This is a genomic window from Allobosea sp. (genome assembly GCF_035999205.1).
Taxonomy (GTDB): Bacteria; Pseudomonadota; Alphaproteobacteria; order Rhizobiales; family Beijerinckiaceae; genus Allobosea.
The window spans coordinates 706,046-724,378 of sequence record NZ_DASYHA010000025.1 but is presented as its reverse complement, the minus strand read 5'-3'; the positions used below and the strand labels follow the sequence as shown (position 1 = coordinate 724,378).

Here is an 18,333-nt window from a genome sequence, read left to right as displayed (position 1 = left end):
AAGGGCTGTGCCAGCGGCCTTGCTCAGACGCTCGGCCACACCGCGCCGTTGGTGTTGGTCAGCACGGCATAGAGCGAGCTCGTGCCGCAGATGAAGAGCCGGTTGAGGCGCGGCCCGCCCCAGCAGACATTGGCGACAACCTCGGGGATCGCGATCTTGCCGATCAGCGTGCCGTCCGGATGGTAGATGTGGACGCCGTCGGCGGCGCTGGTCCAGACCCGTCCCGCGACATCGAGCCTGAAGCCGTCGAACAGCCCCGCCGTGCAGGTCGCGAAGACGCTGGAGCCCGCGAGTTGCGTGCCATCGGCCGTGACCCCGCAGGCCCGGATATGACGCGGGCCATTGACGGGATCATGGCTTGCCCCCGTATCGGCGATGTAGAGGATGCGCTCGTCGGGCGAGAAGGCCAGCCCGTTGGGCTTGACGAAATCGTCCGCGACGAGCGTCAGCGCGCCGCTCTGCCCATCGATGCGATAGACGTTGCAACCTCCGATCTCGCTATCGGCCTTGTTGCCCTCATAGTCGCTGAGGATGCCGTAATCGGGGTCGGTGAACCAGATCGAGCCGTCGGACTTCACCACGAGATCATTCGGCGAGTTCAGCCGCTTGCCCTGGTAATGGCTGGCCAGCACGGTGATCGAGCCGTCATGCTCGGTGCGCGTCACCTGCCGCCCGCCATGCTCGCAGCTGACGAGCCGTCCCTGGGAGTCGACCGTATTGCCGTTCGAGTTGCGGGCCGGCTGGCGGAAGACGCTCGTCTGGCCTGACAGCGCGTCGTAGCGCAGCATGCGGTCGTTCGGGATGTCGGACCAGACCAGGGTGTTATGCGCCCGGAACCAGGCCGGCCCCTCAGCCCAGCGCGACCCGCTCCACAGCCGTTCGACCCGGGCCGAGCCGGGGATGACGCGGTGGAAGCGCGGGTCCAGGACGGTGGACCCTGTGCCTTCGATGACGCCGAACATGAGAACGCTCCAGCCCTGGTTTTCATCGGTCAGCCCGGCGGGCGCCGATCGATTCTTGTCTACAGCTCCAGCCCAGCATCCCAATAGGGCGTCTGTCCGTAAAGCTCGCCGAGGTAGTCGACGAAGGCGCGCACCTTCTGCTCCATGTGCCGACGGCTGGGATAGACGGCATGCACCGCGACCCGCTTGCCGACGGAATAGCCCGTAAGCACGCGCTGCAGGGCGCCCGATTTCAATTCCGGCCCGACATCCCAGGTCGAGCGCAGGGCGATGCCGACGCCGGCAATCAGCGCCTCGCGTACGACTTCGCTGGAATTCGTGCGCAGCGGGCCGTTGACCCGCACGTTCACCGGTCCTTCCGGTCCGTCCAGGCGCCAGTGATCGGCATTGTGGGTGATCAGCGTGTGCCGAGACAGGTCGTCAATGCTGGTGGGGGTGCCGGATCGGGCGAGATAATCCGGTGCGGCGCAGAGCACGCGGTGGTTCGGTGCCAGCCGCTTCGCCACCAGGCTCGAATCGCGCAGGTCGGCGATCCGGATCGCAAGGTCGAAGCCCTCGCCGACGATGTCGATGAAGGCGTCGCTCAGCACGAGATCCACCGTCACCAGCGGATGCGCGTCGAGGAAGGGCTTGAGATGCGGCGCGATGTGCAACCGGCCGAAGGAGGTCGGCGCCGAGACGCGCAGCGTGCCGCGTGCCTGGCCGGCGCCGCTTGCGACCCAGGCCTCCGCATCCTCGATCGAGGACAGGATCGAGACCACGCGCTCATAGAAGCCCTGTCCGGCCTCGGTCAGCGAGAGCTGGCGCGTCGTGCGCTGCAGCAGTCTGACGCCCAGTCGCTCCTCCAGCCGGCGGATGCGCTTGGAGATCACGGCCGGCGACAGGTTCAGCTGCCGGCCCGCGGCCGACATGCTGCGTGCCGTCACCACATGCGCGAAGACGTCGAGATCCCCGAAGCGATCCATCCGAAGGGTTGTCCTCTCGCCATCTTTTCCGAATTGGAAATAATCATGCGCGTTGGTCACGCTGCAAGCAGTTTCGATTTCGTCTAGGGTCTGCGCCGTTGCCCAGGAATCTTCGCCATGTCCGCCATCGCCTTTCCCGCCCCCGACCCGGATATCCTCGCCCGCCGCGATGCGATCATCGCCGGGCTGTCCAGGCTGGTTGCGCCGGAGGCGCTGATCACCTCCGCCGACGAGCGCCGGCCTTATGAGACCGACGCCCTGACGGCCTATCGCCGCCTGCCGCTGGCGGTCGTGCTGCCCTCGACGACGCAGGAGGTCGCGGCGGTGCTGCGCTATTGCGGCGAGCAGGGCGTGCCTGTCGTCCCGCGCGGTGCCGGCACATCGCTGGCCGGCGGCGCGATCCCGCAGGAGGATGCCGTCGTCATCGGCGTCTCGAAGATGAACCGCATCCTCGAGATCGACTACGCCAACCGCACCGCGAAAGTGCAGGCAGGCGTCACAAATCTCGCAGTCACCGGGGAGGTTTCGGCGGAAGGCTTCTTCTACGCACCCGATCCGTCGTCGCAGCTCGCCTGTTCGATCGGCGGCAATATCGGCATGAACTCCGGCGGCGCGCATTGCCTGAAATATGGTGTCACCACGAACAACGTGCTCGGCGTCACGCTGGTCATGCTGGATGGCAGCATCGTCGAGATCGGCGGCGCGCATCTCGATGCGCCGGGCCTCGACCTGCTCGGCCTCGTCGTCGGCTCGGAAGGCCAGCTCGGCATCGTCACGGAAGCGACGGTGCGCATCCTGCGTTCGGCAGAAGGCGCGCGCCCGGTGCTCTTCGGCTTCCCGACCAGCGAGCAGGCGGGCGAGGCGGTCGCTGCCATCATCGGCGCGGGCATCATTCCCGTCGCGATGGAGTTCATGGACAAGCCTGCGATCGAGATCTGCGAAGCCTTCGCCAAGGCCGGCTACCCGATGGATGTCGAGGCGCTTCTGATCATCGAGGTCGAGGGCTCGGACGCCGAAATGGACGCCCAGCTCGCCCGCATCGTCGCCATCGCCCGCGAGCATGGCGTCAAGACGGTGAAGGAGAGCCAGTCGGCGATGGAATCCGCCGCGATCTGGAAAGGCCGCAAGTCCGCCTTCGGCGCGACCGGGCGCATCGCCGACTATATCTGCATGGACGGCACGATCCCGACCGGCCAGCTTCCTTATGTGTTGCGCCGCATGGACGAGATCGTGAAGGGCCATGGCCTGCGCGTCGCCAATGTCTTCCATGCCGGCGACGGCAATCTTCACCCGCTGATCCTCTACAATTGCAACGATCCGGTCGAGGCGCAGAAGGCGGAGGATGCCGGCATGGACATTCTCAAGCTTTGCGTCGAGGTCGGCGGCTGCCTCACCGGCGAGCACGGCGTCGGCATCGAGAAGCGCGACCTGATGACCTTCCAGTTCACGTCCGAGGATCTCGCCCAGCAGATGCGGGTGAGGGCGGTCTTTGACCAGACTTGGCTGCTCAACCCGGCCAAGGTGTTCCCGCTCGAAGGCAGGATCGCGGCGTGACCCTCCATATCCCTACAACCGAGGCGCAGGCCTGTGCCGTCGTCAAATCCCTGATCGAGAGCGCCACGCCCCTGTCCATCATCGGCGGCAATACGCGCGCCGGCCTCGGGCGCCCGACGCAGACACAGAGCACGCTCTCCAGCGCCGGCCTGACCGGCATCACGCTCTATGAGCCGGCGGAGATGGTGATCGGCGCACGCGCCGGCACGCCGCTCACCCTCGTTCAGCAGACTCTGGCGGAACGTGGACAGATGCTGCCCTTCGAGCCGATGGACCACCGCGCCCTGCTCGGTAGCGAGGGCGAGCCGACGATCGGCGCCGTCGCCGCCGCCAACATCTCGGGCCCGCGCCGGATCAACGCCGGCGCTGCTCGTGACTCGCTGATCGGCATCCGCATGGTCAATGGCCGCGGCGAGGCGATCAAGTCGGGCGGCCGGGTGATGAAGAACGTCACCGGGCTCGACCTTGTGAAGCTCGCCGCCGGCAGCCATGGCACGCTCGGCTTTCTGACCGAGGTGACCTTTCGCGTGTTGCCTAGTCCCGAGCGCGTCGTGACGCTGGTCTGGCGCGGCCTGTCCGATCATGCGGCCGTCGCGCTGCTTTCAGCGGCGCTGGGCTCGCCTTTCGAACCCTTCGCCGCCGCGCACCTGCCAGAGGGAGTCGGTGCCGACCAGGCCCGGACGCTGCTGCGACTGGAGAACTTCTCCGACTCGATCGACTATCGCAGCCATGAGCTGGCCGAGCTGCTGCGCCAGCACGGTGCGCCCGTGACCGTGGAGGGCGCGGCCTCGGCCGAGCTCTGGCGCGACGTCCGCGATGCCCGCTTCTTTGCCGGCACGGACGAGGCCGTCTGGCGCGTGTCGGTGGCGCCTGGCAACGGGCCGCGAGCGACGGCGACGATTGCGGCGCATGTGCCGGGTGCGCGCTGGTTCTACGACTGGGGCGGCGGGCTGGTCTGGCTCGCCTTGCCCACCGGTGAGGACGCGGCTGCAGGCTCCATCCGTGCCGCCCTGAAGCCGCTCGGCGGTCATGCGACGCTCGTGAGGGCCCCTGCTGCGATCCGCGCCACCGTTCCGGTCTTCGAGCCGCTGGCGGATCCGCTGATGCGCGTCACCGCCGGCATCAAGCAGAGTTTCGATCCGGTCGGGCTGTTCGAGCCGGGCCGGATGTATGCGGGGATGTAAGGCGGCCTTTCTCCGATCCGGAGAAGGAAAGACGCGCAGTGGGTGACAGGACGATCAGAGCGTAACAATGCAGACCAACTTCACCCCAGACCTTCTTGCCTCCGACCCCAGGCTGCCGGCCTCGGAGAAGATCCTGCGCACCTGCGTGCATTGCGGATTCTGCACCGCGACCTGCCCGACCTATCTGCTGCTCGGAGACGAGCTCGATTCGCCGCGCGGGCGCATCTACCTAATCAAGGACATGCTCGAGAACGGCAAGCCGGCGACCGAGGAGGTGGTCAAGCATGTCGATCGCTGTCTCTCCTGCCTGTCCTGCATGAGCACTTGCCCCTCAGGCGTGCACTACATGCACCTCGTCGACCATGCCCGAGCCCATATCGAGGAGACCTATGAGCGGTCCTGGCACGACCGGCTGCTCCGGCGGGTTCTGGCCGCGATCCTGCCCTATCCCGGCCGCTTCCGCCTCGCCATGCTCGGCGCGATGCTGGCGAAGCCCTTTGGGCCGGTTCTCGGCGCGCTCCCGCTGGTCGGCCAGCGGTTGAAGGCGATGCTGGCGCTGGCGCCGGCGCGCCTGCCGACGCGCTCGCATATGGAGGGTCCGCAGAATTTCCCGCCCGTCGCGGCGCCGCGCGGAAAGCGCGTCGCGATCCTCTCCGGCTGCGCCCAGCCGGTGCTCGATCCTGCGATCAACGAAGCCACGATCCGCCTGCTGACACGCCACGGCGTCGAGGTCGTGCTGCCGAAAGGCGAGGGCTGCTGCGGCGCGCTCGTCCATCATATGGGCCGCGAGCATGATGCGCTCGCCTTCGCCCGCAGCAACATCGACGCCTGGATGGCCGAGATCGAAGGCGAGGGGCTGGATGCGATCCTGATCACGGCCTCGGGCTGCGGCACCACGATCAAGGATTACGGCTTCATGTTCCGCAACGAGCCGGCCTATGCCGCTAAGGCCGAACGTGTGTCCGCCCTGGCGAAGGACGTCACCGAGTTCCTTGAGATGATCGAGCTCTCTCCCGTCCGGGATGTCGCAATGCCGATCGCCTATCACTCCGCCTGTTCGATGCAGCACGGCCAGCAGCTCAAGGACGGGCCGAAGCGCCTGCTCTCGACCGCCGGTTTCCGGGTCAAGGAAGTTCCGGAGGGGCACATCTGCTGCGGTTCGGCCGGCGTCTACAACATCCTCCAGCCGGAGATCGCGGGGAAGCTGCGCGAGCGCAAGGTCGGCAATATCGAGAAGACGAAGCCGATGCTGGTCGCAACCGGGAATATCGGTTGCATGACCCAGATCGCCAAGGGCTTCGCCGACAAGGGCGCGACCACGCCGATCGTGCACACCGCCGAGCTTCTGGACTGGGCGACCGGTGGCCCGCTGCCGGAGAAGCTGGCGAAGGCGGGGATCGCCGACCGGCCGTTGCGGGTGCAGGCGCTGGCGGCGGAGTAGCCATGCGGGGCATGCTCGCCCTTGTGGCGCTCATCCGCCTTCCGCACAGCGACCTTGCAGGTCAGCTCCCGTATACCATCCGCCGCAGCTTCTGCTGGGCCTCGAACATCGCCCGCTGCTTGGAGGCCATGGCGGTCATCGCAGCCTGTACCTTGGTGCGAAGGGCCGCGTTGCTGATCTCGATCTGTGAGCCGCTGAGCTTGATCGCCGGCCGATTGGCATCGATCAGATCAGCCATCGCCAGAGCCGACCCAAATGCCTCGTCGGTCGGCGGAAAGATCTCGCGGAAGGTAGCGACCGGCTGAGCCACCAGCTTGTCCCAGGTCGCGGCATAGACGGTCTTGAGGTCGTCGGGCTGCTTCAATGCCGCCCGCTCGGTATCGGCGGCGGCGGCGGATTGGTCGAGGGCCTCCTTCATCTTGGCGAAGCCGGCGCGCACCGCGGCAATATCGGACTTGCGTTTCACGACCTCCTCGATCGTGCGCGGCAAGCCTTTGGCCATCGTCTCCTGCATTGGGTTGGCGACGGAGGCGTTCATGCGCTCATGAAAGCGCGTGATCACGGCATAATGGGCCGCGTAGTCGCCGAAGCTCTTCTGCTTCTCCGCATTCGGCTGCGGTACGCGCGCACCCTGCCGCGGGAGCACATCGCTCTGCAGGAACGCGATGAAGGCCTTGCGCTGGTCGGACTCGCTCGGGCTGCAGGCCACGAGCAGCAGGCCTGCCATCAGGCTGGCGATCATCTTCACGAGCCGTCCGGCCATCCCGTACTCCGTTCCGTTGCCAGGGGGATGCTAGCGCAAGCCTCTCGCCGAGCCTATCGCCCGACGCTCGCGTCACTTGCCCCTTCGGCGTCAGCGGGCTAACCCACGGCCAGACAATTCAGGCGCCGAACGGCCGCCCGCACGACCAGAGAAGCGAAGATCCCATGTCGAAGCCCGACAAGCTCAAGGCCCGCCAGCCGCGCGGTTTCGTCGATCGCGGCCCGGCCGATGTCGCCGCCACCGAGCGCATGCTCGCCGTCATCCGCGAGAGCTTCTCGGTCTATGGCTTCGAGCCGGTCGAGACGCCCTTCGTCGAGTACACCGATGCGCTCGGAAAGTTCCTGCCCGATCAGGACAGGCCGAACGAAGGCGTCTTCTCCTTCCAGGACGATGACGAGCAGTGGCTCTCGCTACGCTACGACCTGACCGCGCCGCTCGCCCGCTATGTCGCGGAGAATTTCGACGCGCTGCCGAAGCCCTATCGCAGCTATCGCGTCGGCTATGTCTTCCGAAACGAGAAGCCGGGGCCTGGACGGTTCAGGCAGTTCATGCAGTTCGATGCCGATATCGTCGGAGCAGGGACCGTCGCGGCCGATGCCGAGATCTGCATGCTCGCCGCCGACACGATGGAGGCGCTCGGCGTCAAGCGCGGCGACTATGTCGTCAAGGTCAACAACCGCAAGGTGCTCGACGGCGTGATGGATGCGGCCGGCATCGACCCTGCCGCGCGCCTCACCGTGCTGCGCGCGATCGACAAGGCCGACAAGTTTCCGCTCGAAGAGATCCGCAAGCTCCTCGGCGAGGGCCGGAAGGACGAGAGCGGTGATTTCACCAAGGGGGCGGGGCTGTCCGATACGCAGTCCGACCGCATCCTGCGCTATCTCGAACTCGGCCAGAAGCTTGCCGAGCTGGGCAAGACGAATGCCGCGGACAGCGAAGGCTCTGCCAAGTTCTCGGCCGCGGCGCTCACAGATCTGCGCGGCCTCGTCGAGGGCGCCGAGAATGGTCAGGCCGGCATCGCCGAGCTGGAGCAGATCCGCGAACTGATCACCGCGGCCGGCTATCTCGGGCGGGTCATCATCGACCCCTCGGTCGTCCGCGGCCTCGAATACTATACCGGCCCGGTCTACGAGGTGGAGCTGACCTTCCCGGTCACCAACGATGACGGCCAGGTCGTGCGCTTCGGCTCGGTCGCCGGCGGCGGGCGCTATGATGGTCTCGTCGGCCGCTTCCGGCCCGAGCCGGTGCCGGCGACCGGCTTCTCGATCGGCGTCTCGCGCCTCTATTCGGCGTTGAAGGCGGTCAAGTCATCCATCGTCGATGCGAAGAACGAGTTGCCGCTCGTCGTCGTCACCGCAATGGACAACAAGTCGCCGGAGTTCATGCCGGGCTATCAGGCGATGGTCTCGGCGCTCCGGCAGGCGAAGGACGGCGCAGGCAAGGCGCTCTGCCGCGCCGATCTCTATCTCGGCGCTTCCGGCTTCAACGCGCAGATGAAATATGCCGACCGCCGTGGAGCCGTCTGCGCGATCATCCAGGGCTCTTCGGAGCGCGACGCCGGCACGGTCGTGATCAAGGATCTGATCCTCGGCGCCGAACTCGCGGCAGCCTCGCGCGACGTGAAGGATTCCGCCGAGCACAAGGCAAAGCAGGCCGAGGCGCAGTTCGCCGTGCCGGTGACCGGCTTGGTCGAGGGCGTGAAGAAGGTGCTTGCGCGACACGGGTGAGCCACTTTCCCCACGGGGGAGAAGGAAGACCGTTCACCCATTTCCCTCAAATCAGTCGAAAATTGCGGGCGCCGCTGCTAGGACAGCGCCCGCAACAGGATGAAGCAGCCGTGCCCGCCATCGCAGCCAGCATCGAGACCGTGATCGCGCTGTTCGCGCGCGAGGGCTACGCCCGCGCCGAACCCGCGATCCTGCAACCGGCCGATGTCTTTCTCGATCTTTCCGGCGAGGACATCCGCCGCCGCATCTTCATGACGCAGGATGCGGATGGCCGCGACTGGTGCCTGCGGCCGGAATACACCATCCCCGTCGCGCTTGATCACATCGCCTCCGGTTCCAGCGAGCCGGCAGCCTATAGCTATGCCGGTCCGGTCTTCCGCATGCGCGCCGGCGAGCCGGGCGAATTCGCGCAGGCCGGCATCGAATCCTTTGGCCGCGAAGATTTCGCCGCGACGGACGCCGAGATCATGGCGCTGACGGTCGAGGCCACGGCCGGGCTCGGGCTCACCAGCCCGAAGATCCTGATGGGCGACGTCGCGCTGCTCGGGGCACTCCTCGACGGCCTCTCGGTTCCGGCCGGCGCCCGCCGCCGCCTGATGCGCGCGGTCGTGCAGGGCAGGGGCCCGCAGGCGGTCGACGCGCTCGATCCGCCGGTCGCCGATGGCGAGGCCGCTCATGCAGGCCTGCTCAAGGCGCTGGAGGGCCAGGACCCCAAGGCCGCCAAGGCCTTCGTCGAGGACGTGCTCTCGATCGCCGGCATCTCGACGGTCGGCGGCCGCAGCGCCGGCGATATCGCCGAGCGTTTCCTGGCGCGCGCGGCTGAGCGCGAGAATCCGGTCAATGGCGATGTGAAGGCGCTGCTGGCCCAGGTGCTTTCGATCAAGGGCGACCCCGACACGGCGTCTGCCGCGCTGCGCGCACTCGCCGACCAGGCCTCGCTCGACCTCGGCCGCCAGCTCGACGCCTTCGACGAGCGCACCGGCTTCCTCGCCGTGCGCGGTGTCGACGTCGCAGCGATCGCCTTCCAGGCCGCCTTCGCCCGCAATCTCGACTACTATACCGGCTTCATCTTCGAGCTGCACGACGCCGCGCGCGGTGACGGCAAGCCGGTCGCCGGCGGTGGCCGCTACGATCAGGTTCTCGCCCGCCTCGGCGCGCCGGCGCCGATTCCGGCCGTCGGCGCCTCGATCTGGCTCGAGCGCCTGACGGGAGACGCAGCATGACCGACGCTCCTCTCGTCCTGGCCGTGCCTTCCAAGGGTCGGCTGCAGGAGAACGCCACCGCCTTCTTTGGCCGCGCGGGCCTGAAATTCGTCAAGTCGCGTGGCGAGCGCGACTATCGCGGCACGATCGCCGGCGTCGAGGGCGCCGAGGTCGCTTTTCTCTCGGCATCCGAGATCGTCTCTCAGCTCGCATCGGGTGCCGCCCATCTCGGCATCACCGGCGAGGATCTGGTGCGTGAGCAGGTCGCGGATGCCGACGCCGCCGTCGAGATGCTGACCCCGCTCGGCTTCGGCCACGCCAATGTCGTCGTCGCTGTGCCGCAGGCGTGGATCGATGTACGGACGATGGCCGACCTCGACGATGTCGCGTCCACCATGCGCATCCGCCAGGGGCGCAAGCTCCGCGTCGCCACCAAATACGTCAACCTGACCCGCCGCTACTTCGCCAGCCACGGGCTTGCCGACTATCGCATCGTCGAGAGCCTGGGGGCGACCGAGGGGGCGCCGGCGGCCGGCAGCGCCGAAATCGTGGTCGACATCACCACGACCGGCGCGACCCTGTCCGCGAACGCCCTGAAGATTCTCGATGACGGCGTGATGCTGGCGTCGGAGGCTAACCTCGTCGCGTCCGTGCGCGCGCCCTGGGGCGAACGGGCGAAGGCGGCAGCCAATGCGATTCTCTCGCGGATCGCAGCGGAAGAGGAGGCGCGTTCGGTCCGCGAAATTCGGGCTCGGCTCGATGCGGCTTCCGGTACGCTCGGCGACCTCGCCGGGCTTTTCGGGGCGCGGCTGCCCTTCGGCGCGACGCCGGCAGGCGCTGTCGTGACGATCCATTGCCCGGAGAAGGCGGTGTTTTCGCTGGTCGAGCACCTCGCGGGCGCGGGCGCGGACGACATCACCGTCAGTGCGCCGGCCTATGTCTTCCGCAAGGCCAATCCCTTGATCGAGCGGCTTCGGGCCCGCATCTGAGGCTGCAAACCTCGGGGTCGGCCAAGCGAGGCCGCCGCTGGGGGCAAGCGGCCTCGCCGGTCGCGGGCGGCCCTGGGGGGTAGGGCCAGCGCCTGGACCTCGTGTTTTCGACGCATTTCCTACCTACGAATCCAATCGCGATCCGGATGCAGTCGCGGGCAGGAAAATCCGTGCCTCGTGATCTGGCGTGTGCGATTGCAGCGCGGGCGGATGAGCTTCGCGGTTGATTACGGAGCGATACGCCGCTACGCGCTTTCACTGGAGCCGGCCCATGCGCTAGGTTTCCGTGCATCCAGCTTTGAGGATCGGGTAAGACGACAATGATTCGACGCCTTGGCTACGCCGCTGCTCTCGCCGTTGTGGCAGCCCCGCTGCTGCTACCGGCGGATGCGCTCGCGCAGAGCCGCCAGAAAATGCCGTCGCGCGAGGAAATGGGCACGCCGCAGCAAGCGCCGATCCAGCAGCAGGACAAGAACTTCCCGCTCGGCGCCTCCTGGACCGCGGTCTCGCTGAACGGCAAGCCGATCGGTGACCGGCGCGCGACCCTGCAGGTCGATCCCAGCCTGCGCGGCACCGGCTTCGGCGGCTGCAACACCTTCTCGGCGTCCGCCTATCCGCTGCGCCAGCAGGCTTTCGCGGTCGGTCCTCTCGCCCTGACCAAGCGCACCTGCGACAAGGGCGCCTCAGAGTTCGAGCGCAGCTACCTGACGGCGCTGCGGGCAGCGCGCAGCTGGGACCTCGTCAACGGCAAGCTCGTGATCAAGGGCGCCGCCGGCGAACTGCAGTTCGACCGCGGCATCTGAAACGACTGCGACTTCCCGTCGTGGTCGGGCTTGTCCCGACCATCGATGTCCTCGCTGGTCAGATGCTCTGTTCAAAACGTGGATTGCCGCCACAAGGGCGAGCATGACGCCTGGCGTAGCGCGCGATGCGCTACGCCTCTGCCGGAACCTTCACCGGCATGCGCGGGCTGAAGGTGCCGTCCGGGTTCGGTTCCATCGTCACCACCGCATCATGCATCTCGCGCAGCGTGCCGCGATGGCCGATCGAGACGACGCGCGTCTCCGGCAAGGCCTTGTCGATGGCGGCATAGAGTTCGCCTTCCAGCTTCTCGTCGAGCGAGGCGGTCGCCTCGTCCAGGAACAGCCAGTCGGGCCGGGCCAGCAGGGCCCGCGCGACCGCCAGCCGTTGCTGCTCGCCGCCTGACAGGCGCTGGCCCCAGAGATCGACCTCGTCGAGCCGGTCGCGGAGATGGCCGAGCTTGACCTTGTCCATCGCGTCCTGGATCTCGGCATCGCCATAGGCGTCGGCCTCGGACGGGTAGGCGAGGGCCGCGCGCAGCGTGCCCTGCGGCAGATAGGGCCGCTGCGGCAGCAGCATGATCTCGGCATTGGCGGGGATGCCGACCTTACCTTCGCCGAACGGCCAGATGCCGGCGATGGCGCGGAACAGCGTCGACTTGCCGGAGCCCGAGGGGCCGACGACCAGGGTCCGGCGGACCTGGCCGAGATCGAGATCGTTCACCCGCACGATCGGAGCGCCATTGGGCAGCGTCAGCGTGGCGCCGCTGACATGGACGTCGCGATCATCAGCCGGATCGCGATGAAGCGTCTTGGCGCCCACCTCGGCCGCCTGCGCCTGCGCGATGGCGGCCTCGAAGGTGGTGAGGCGGTTGATCGAGGCGAGGTAGGAGGCGATCGACTGGTAGCTGTTGATGAAGAACGACATCGCCGTCTCGACGCGGCCGAAGGCCGAGGAAACCTGCGTCAGCACGCCGAAGGTGATAGCCCCGGCGAAGTAATAGGGCGCCAGCAGCACGAAGGGGATGACGACGTTCGCCTGGTTGTAGGACAGGGTGAAGGTCGTCAGCTTCAGCTTGCGCCACATCAGCTGGTAGAAATTCGAGACGATCGCGTGGAAGCTGCGCGCGAGATGTTGCCGCTCGGCCGGCTCGCCATGCATCAGGGCGATCTGCTCGGAATACTCGCGCAGTCGGGCCAGCGAAAAGCGGAAATTCGCCTCGCGCTTCTCCTGCTCGAAGTCGAGCGCGATCAGCGGCTTGCCGATGAGATGGGTGATCCAGGTCGCCACTGCGGCATAGATCAGCGTCGCCCAGAAGATGAAGCCGGGAATGACGAGGTTCGTGCCCGGCACCGTGATAGCGACCGGGATGTTCCAGAGGATGATCGAGAACGAGACCAGCGTCGAGACCTGCGTCAGCATGGTCAGCGAGAAGGAGTAGGTCTGGTTCAGGAAGGCGCGGGTGTCTTCCGAGATGCGCTGGTCGGGGTTGTCGGCGGTGCCTGCCAGCGAGATCCGGTAATGCGTGCCGCTCTGCAGCCAGCGCCGGCTGTACTCGGCCGCCATCCATTCGCGCCAGCGGATCAGCAGCACGGACTGGGCGACGATCTCGATCAGGCTCGAGATGGCCGAGATCGCGGCCCAGATGCAGAAGACCCAGAGCAACTGCTCCCAGAATGCCGCGGCGTTCTTCTCCTGCAGGGCATTGTAAAAGTCGCGATAGAAGAAGTTCAGCCGCAGCGAGATGCCGACCTGAGCCTGGTTCAACACCACCAGGAAGACGATCAGCGCGATCGCAAGATGCCCGAGCTTCACACGGTACCGGCCGAGCAGCCAGAGATTGGCCTCGGTCGCATCGCCGGAGAGGAAATAGGGCGAGGAGATGCGCGCTATGCGCTGCACCACCGGCACGAAGGAGATCGCGTAGATCAGGATCCCGAAGACGGCGACCGTCGTCGCAAGGCTCGTCGGCGGCGCTGCCGACATCCAGTCCTGCGGCCAGTATCCTCCCTGCGCCAGCAGCGCGCCGGCGCCGAACACGACATATTCCGCGCCGAAGATGCCGGAGAAGATCTTCAGGAAGAAGTCGATCTCGGTCGAGCGGAACAGCGCCGCGGCGAGCAGCACGCCGACCACGCCCATGCCGATCGTACCGGCGGCGCCGCTCTGCTGGCCAGCGATGAGCGCAATGAGCGCGAGCGCGGCGACGGCAAAACTCAACGGGCGCATCGGCAATTCCTGATCAGCTATTGAATCGCGGCGACAGCCGCGAGCGCGACCATGTCGCAGTGGATGCGGCCGTTCAATGGCAACGCGTCAAGATGAGCAAATTGTCATCATTCGGACGGCAGGAAGCGATGCTCGCCGGCTGCTCCGCACGGCGCTTCTCACGGCCCGGACGGAACGGTCAACGCCGGTGGCCGGGCATTGCCGCCGCTGGCTCACGCGGCGGCGCGCGGTCCATTCGATGAGGCGGCGCGGACCTCGCCGATGGCTTCGGCGATCGAGGCGCGTACGGCCTCCCAGCTCAGCGAGAACACGTGGAAGCCCTGATCCGATATGCGCTCCTCCGAAAAATCCTTCATGACGCGCTGGATCAGCAGGTTGAGGTCGGCGCGGCAGCGTTGCAGCGTGGCGACGTCGCTGGCTTCCTGTGCTCGCGAGGCAATCTCGATCAGCTTGTCGTTGTAGGCGCTGACGCGGACCTTCCGGCGGTTTCGGATTTGCAGACGCAGCACCATCAGCCCTGAATAGGCGATCGTCAGTATCGAGATCAGGAAGGTGATCTCGTCGCGATAGCGCATCAGCAGGAACGGCTTTGCACCGTCGTAGAAGGCCTTCGCCCCGGGATGGACGGCAAGCGACGGGCCGCTCTGGGAAGGCCGCGCAATGCCGGCCGCCAGCGGCGTTCGGAAAGCCAGGCGCAACTGTTCCTCGAAAAGGATGCGCGTCAGCTCCTCGACCGCGGCGTCGGGCGCAGCTGCTCCGGCGACGAGGTTGATGCCGATCGCCAGCGTCGGCGTGTCGCGCTCGGGCACGGGCGGAAAGCCCTGATAGGTGCCCTGGCTGATGGTGCTTTCGCTGACATAGGGCTTCACCAGCCGGATCGCCGAGGCCTGCTCGACCGGCACGAAGAAGAGCCCGTCGCCCTTCTGCTGCAGGCGGCGCATCGACTCGATCGTCGCTGGATCGCGGAGCGCACGCACGAAGGCGATGGCATCGACCTCGCCGCGCTCCAGCGCCGCGAAGTTGTCGTTGACCGGAGCGGCCGTGATCCTGATCTGGGCGAGGGGCAGGTCGTGGTGCTGAGCGAGTGCAAAGAAGTTCTGGTTTCCGGAGGTTCCCTCCGGCGGCAGGGCCAGCCGCTTGCCGGCCAGGTCGCGCAGGCTCCGGATCTCGGACGAACGCCGGGCGATCAATTGGAAGTGTTCCTGGCCGACGACGGCGACAGTCTTGACGCTCGGAGCGGTCATGATGTCCGCCTGGACCGATGCCAGCGCGACCTTGCCCTCGGCCGCCATCCGCGCATTCGTCGCCGAACCGTCAGTGTGAACGATCGTGAGCCGGATCGTCTTGGATTGAGTGGCGACGACCTCGCGCAGCTCGTTCATCAACTGGTCGACATTGCCGCCCTTGCCGCCGACGGCCACCGCCAGCGTGACGGGCTGCTCGTCCTTGAGCGCGTACCAGCCGCTGGCTATTGCCGCGGCGACCGCGAGCAGCGCGACGAGGGCATAGGCCGCGACCACGACCGCAGAGCGCCGAACCATGACAGTCTCCGTTTGGCCCGGCGCGAGCGTGGCTCACCGGGCGCTTCAGTGGGAGGACGACCCTTCCGAAGCGGAGTGTCGGCACCGTAGGCACGGCCGGAGACAACAGAAGCGAGAAGCCGTGCGCTGGCAAGCGGTGACATGCAGCCATCGACAGGATGGTTTCGGGCCGCGGCAACAAAAAAGGCCCGGCTTGCGCCGGGCCTTCCTTGGTTTCGCTGAGCGCGATGGATCAGAAGTCCATGCCGCCCATGCCGCCGCCGCCCATCGGGGGCATCGGGGCGTCCTTCTTCGGCAGCTCCGCGATCATCGCCTCGGTGGTGATGAGCAGGCCGGCGATCGAAGCCGCGTCCTGGATCGCCGTGCGCACGACCTTGGTCGGGTCGATGATGCCGGACTTCACCATGTCGCCGAACTCGCCGGTCTGGGCGTTGTAGCCGTAGGCGTAGTCCTTCGACTCGAGCAGCTTGCCGATCACGACCGCGCCGTCATCGCCGGCGTTGTCGACGATCTGGCGGGCCGGAGCGGTGATCGCCTTGCGGACGATCTCGACGCCGGTCTTCTGATCGTCGTTCTGGGTCTTGATCGACTTGACCGAGGAGAGGGCGCGCAGCAGGGCGACGCCGCCGCCCGGCAGGATGCCTTCTTCCACCGCAGCGCGGGTGGCGTTCAGGGCATCGTCAACGCGGTCCTTCTTCTCCTTGACCTCGACCTCGGTCGCGCCGCCGACGCGGATGACCGCGACGCCGCCGGCGAGCTTGGCCAGACGCTCCTGGAGCTTCTCACGATCGTAGTCCGAGGTGGTCTCCTCGATCTGCGCCTTGATCTGCGAGACGCGGGCCTCGATGTCCTTCTTCTTGCCGGCGCCGTCGATGATCGTGGTGTTCTCCTTCTCGATGCGCACCTTCTTGGCGCGGCCGAGCATCTGGAGGGTCACGGTCTCGAGCTTGATGCCGAGGTCTTCCGAGATCATCTGGCCGGCGGTCAGGATCGAGATGTCCTCGAGCATGGCCTTGCGGCGATCGCCGAAGCCCGGAGCCTTGACGGCCGCGACCTTCAGGCCGCCACGGAGCTTGTTGACGACGAGGGTGGCGAGAGCCTCACCTTCCACGTCCTCGGCGATGATGAGCAGCGGCTTGCCGGTCTGCACGACGGCCTCGAGGATCGGCAGCATCGACTGCAGCGACGACAGCTTCTTCTCGAAGATCAGGACGTAGGGGTCCTCGAGCTCCGCCACCATCTTCTCGGAGTTGGTGATGAAGTACGGCGAGAGGTAGCCGCGGTCGAACTGCATGCCCTCGACGACGTCGAGCTCGGTCTCGGCGGTCTTGGCTTCCTCGACGGTGATGACACCCTCGTTGCCGACCTTCTGCATGGCGGTCGAGATCATCTCGCCGACCGACTTGTCGCCGTTGGCCGAGATCGTGCCGACCTGCGCGACTTCCGCGTTCGAGGTGACCTTCTTGGAGTTCTTCTTGAGGTCGGCGACGATGGCCTCGACGGCCAGGTCGATGCCGCGCTTCAGGTCCATCGGGTTCATGCCGGCCGCAACCGACTTCGAGCCCTCGCGGACGATCGCCTGGGCCAGGACCGTGGCGGTCGTGGTGCCGTCGCCGGCGGCGTCGTTCTGCTTCGAGGCCACTTCGCGCACCATCTGGGCGCCCATGTTCTCGAACTTGTCGGCGAGCTCGATCTCCTTGGCGACGGTGACGCCGTCCTTGGTGATGCGCGGGGCGCCGAAGGACTTCTCGATCACGACGTTACGGCCCTTCGGACCGAGCGTGACCTTCACGGCGTTGGCGAGGATGTCCACGCCGCGCAGCATCTTGTCGCGGGCTTCGGAGGAAAACTTGACGTCTTTGGCTGCCATGAGAGCAACTCCTTATGAAATGACGGAAAGAGCGGTCTCAGGCTTTCAGCCGATGACGCCCATGATGTCGGATTCCTTCATGATCAGGAGATCCTGGCCGTCGATCTTGACCTCGGTGCCGGACCACTTGCCGAAGAGGACGCGATCGCCCTTCTTGACGTCCAGCGCGACGAGCTTGCCGGCATCGTCACGGGCGCCGGGACCCACGGACACGACCTCGCCCTCCTGGGGCTTTTCCTTGGCGGTGTCGGGGATGATGATGCCACCCTTGGTCTTCTCTTCGCCATCAAGGCGGCGGACCACAACGCGGTCATGCAACGGACGGAACTTCATGGTTCTGTCTTCCTCTCGGTACAAATTCGATGCAGGCCTCTGAAGAGCCCGCGATGGGCATCTGTTAGCAGTCTCGTGAGGCGAGTGCCAACGGATGGCGGGGAGATAGGCGCGTGCCCGCCGCGAGTCAAGAAACGATCCCCACGAAAGGTGAATCCGCCGGCCGTGGCGGTGCTGGCTGGCATTGCCCTTCGAACACGCTAGCATGGCGGAATGACGACAGATGCGCGCGCTCCCGCCAGGCCCGATCTGGCCGGCTCCGACCCATCCGGGCCGGTCCCGCAGTTGGACGACATCGCCCGAGCCTGCGTCGCCTTGCATGTGCGGATGACGGCGCGCGCAGTGACACGCGCCTATGACGAGGCGATGCGCCCGACCGGGCTCAAGATCACGCAGTTCGTGCTGCTGTCGGCGCTCTCGACCGGCGCCTGGCGTTCCGTGACCGAACTGGCCGACCGTTTCGCGCTCGAGCGGACATCCCTGACGCGCAACCTGCAACTGCTCGTAACCGCCGGGCTGATCGAGCCGGTCGCCTGCAAGGGGCGGGCTGCGATCTATGCCGTGACCGAGAAGGGGCGTGCCGCGATCGAGGCCGCGATCCCGCATTGGCGGGAGGCGCAGGAGCGCATCGAGGGCGGGCTCGGCAAGGACAACTGGCACGAGACCCGCGACCGGCTGAAGGCGCTCCGTCGGGTTGCCCGCGGAACGCCGTGACCTCGGCTTGACCAGGCCTCGCTCCGGCAAGTACCGTGTATGTACACGACAACGGCGG

At 66.8% G+C, this 18,333-nt stretch carries 15 protein-coding genes; 8 read left to right on the top strand and 7 right to left on the bottom strand.

Going from position 1 to position 18,333, the window contains the following annotated elements; translation table 11 throughout:
* Positions 1-23 precede the first annotated feature (23 nt).
* Complete coding sequence (locus VGN82_RS18815; RefSeq protein WP_327528566.1) at positions 24-962, bottom strand: SMP-30/gluconolactonase/LRE family protein; 939 nt, start codon at positions 960-962, stop codon at positions 24-26.
* Between the two features lie 59 nt (positions 963-1,021).
* The gene (locus VGN82_RS18810; protein ID WP_327528565.1) at positions 1,022-1,927 is read right to left on the bottom strand and encodes a LysR family transcriptional regulator; all 906 of its coding nucleotides are present in this window, start codon (positions 1,925-1,927) and stop codon (positions 1,022-1,024) included.
* Positions 1,928-2,044: 117 nt separating this feature from the next.
* Here VGN82_RS18810 and VGN82_RS18805 point away from each other — a divergent pair, with 117 nt between their 5' ends.
* From VGN82_RS18805 to glcF, 3 genes are all read left to right on the top strand, one after another.
* A complete protein-coding gene (locus tag VGN82_RS18805; protein ID WP_327528564.1) occupies positions 2,045-3,481 on the top strand; it encodes an FAD-linked oxidase C-terminal domain-containing protein in 1,437 nt (478 codons plus the stop codon).
* Positions 3,478-4,665: an FAD-binding protein gene (locus tag VGN82_RS18800; protein WP_327528563.1), complete on the top strand. Its 1,188-nt coding sequence runs from the start codon at positions 3,478-3,480 to the stop codon at positions 4,663-4,665. Before VGN82_RS18805 ends, VGN82_RS18800 begins: the two co-directional genes overlap by 4 nt.
* A gap of 67 nt (positions 4,666-4,732) precedes the next feature.
* Complete coding sequence (gene glcF, locus VGN82_RS18795; RefSeq protein WP_327528562.1) at positions 4,733-6,106, top strand: glycolate oxidase subunit GlcF; 1,374 nt, start codon at positions 4,733-4,735, stop codon at positions 6,104-6,106.
* A gap of 61 nt (positions 6,107-6,167) precedes the next feature.
* Here glcF and VGN82_RS18790 read toward each other — a convergent pair whose 3' ends face one another.
* Complete coding sequence (locus VGN82_RS18790) at positions 6,168-6,869, bottom strand: DUF3053 family protein (protein ID WP_327528561.1); 702 nt, start codon at positions 6,867-6,869, stop codon at positions 6,168-6,170.
* A gap of 164 nt (positions 6,870-7,033) precedes the next feature.
* On the opposite strand from VGN82_RS18790, the gene hisS reads away from it, so the two are divergent.
* From hisS to VGN82_RS18770, 4 genes are all read left to right on the top strand, one after another.
* Positions 7,034-8,596 carry a histidine--tRNA ligase gene (hisS, locus tag VGN82_RS18785; protein WP_327528560.1) on the top strand — a complete coding sequence of 521 codons (1,563 nt, stop codon included), beginning with the start codon at positions 7,034-7,036 and terminating at the stop codon, positions 8,594-8,596.
* Positions 8,597-8,706: 110 nt separating this feature from the next.
* Positions 8,707-9,819: an ATP phosphoribosyltransferase regulatory subunit gene (locus tag VGN82_RS18780; RefSeq protein WP_327528559.1), complete on the top strand. Its 1,113-nt coding sequence runs from the start codon at positions 8,707-8,709 to the stop codon at positions 9,817-9,819.
* On the top strand, positions 9,816-10,787 hold the full coding sequence (gene hisG, locus VGN82_RS18775; RefSeq protein WP_327528558.1) for an ATP phosphoribosyltransferase: 972 nt from the start codon (positions 9,816-9,818) through the stop codon (positions 10,785-10,787). Before VGN82_RS18780 ends, hisG begins: the two co-directional genes overlap by 4 nt.
* 320 nt (positions 10,788-11,107) lie before the next feature.
* Positions 11,108-11,590 (top strand): META domain-containing protein, encoded by a 483-nt coding sequence (locus VGN82_RS18770; protein ID WP_327528557.1) that lies wholly within the window; start codon positions 11,108-11,110, stop codon positions 11,588-11,590.
* A 130-nt stretch (positions 11,591-11,720) separates the two neighbouring features.
* Here the strand turns inward: VGN82_RS18770 and VGN82_RS18765 are convergent, their stop codons facing one another.
* The 4 genes from VGN82_RS18765 to groES all read right to left on the bottom strand — a co-directional run bounded on the left by VGN82_RS18765 (position 11,721) and on the right by groES (position 17,561).
* Positions 11,721-13,817 carry an ABC transporter ATP-binding protein/permease gene (locus VGN82_RS18765; protein ID WP_327528556.1) on the bottom strand — a complete coding sequence of 699 codons (2,097 nt, stop codon included), beginning with the start codon at positions 13,815-13,817 and terminating at the stop codon, positions 11,721-11,723.
* Between the two features lie 212 nt (positions 13,818-14,029).
* Positions 14,030-15,358, bottom strand: a complete 1,329-nt coding sequence (locus VGN82_RS18760) for a TAXI family TRAP transporter solute-binding subunit (protein ID WP_327528555.1) — start codon at positions 15,356-15,358, stop codon at positions 14,030-14,032.
* A gap of 232 nt (positions 15,359-15,590) precedes the next feature.
* Positions 15,591-17,228: a chaperonin GroEL gene (gene groL / locus VGN82_RS18755; protein ID WP_327528554.1), complete on the bottom strand. Its 1,638-nt coding sequence runs from the start codon at positions 17,226-17,228 to the stop codon at positions 15,591-15,593.
* A 45-nt stretch (positions 17,229-17,273) separates the two neighbouring features.
* On the bottom strand, positions 17,274-17,561 hold the full coding sequence (gene groES, locus VGN82_RS18750) for a co-chaperone GroES (protein ID WP_054143942.1): 288 nt from the start codon (positions 17,559-17,561) through the stop codon (positions 17,274-17,276).
* A gap of 213 nt (positions 17,562-17,774) precedes the next feature.
* Here groES and VGN82_RS18745 point away from each other — a divergent pair, with 213 nt between their 5' ends.
* Positions 17,775-18,275 (top strand): MarR family winged helix-turn-helix transcriptional regulator, encoded by a 501-nt coding sequence (locus VGN82_RS18745; protein WP_327528553.1) that lies wholly within the window; start codon positions 17,775-17,777, stop codon positions 18,273-18,275.
* Positions 18,276-18,333 lie beyond the last annotated feature (58 nt).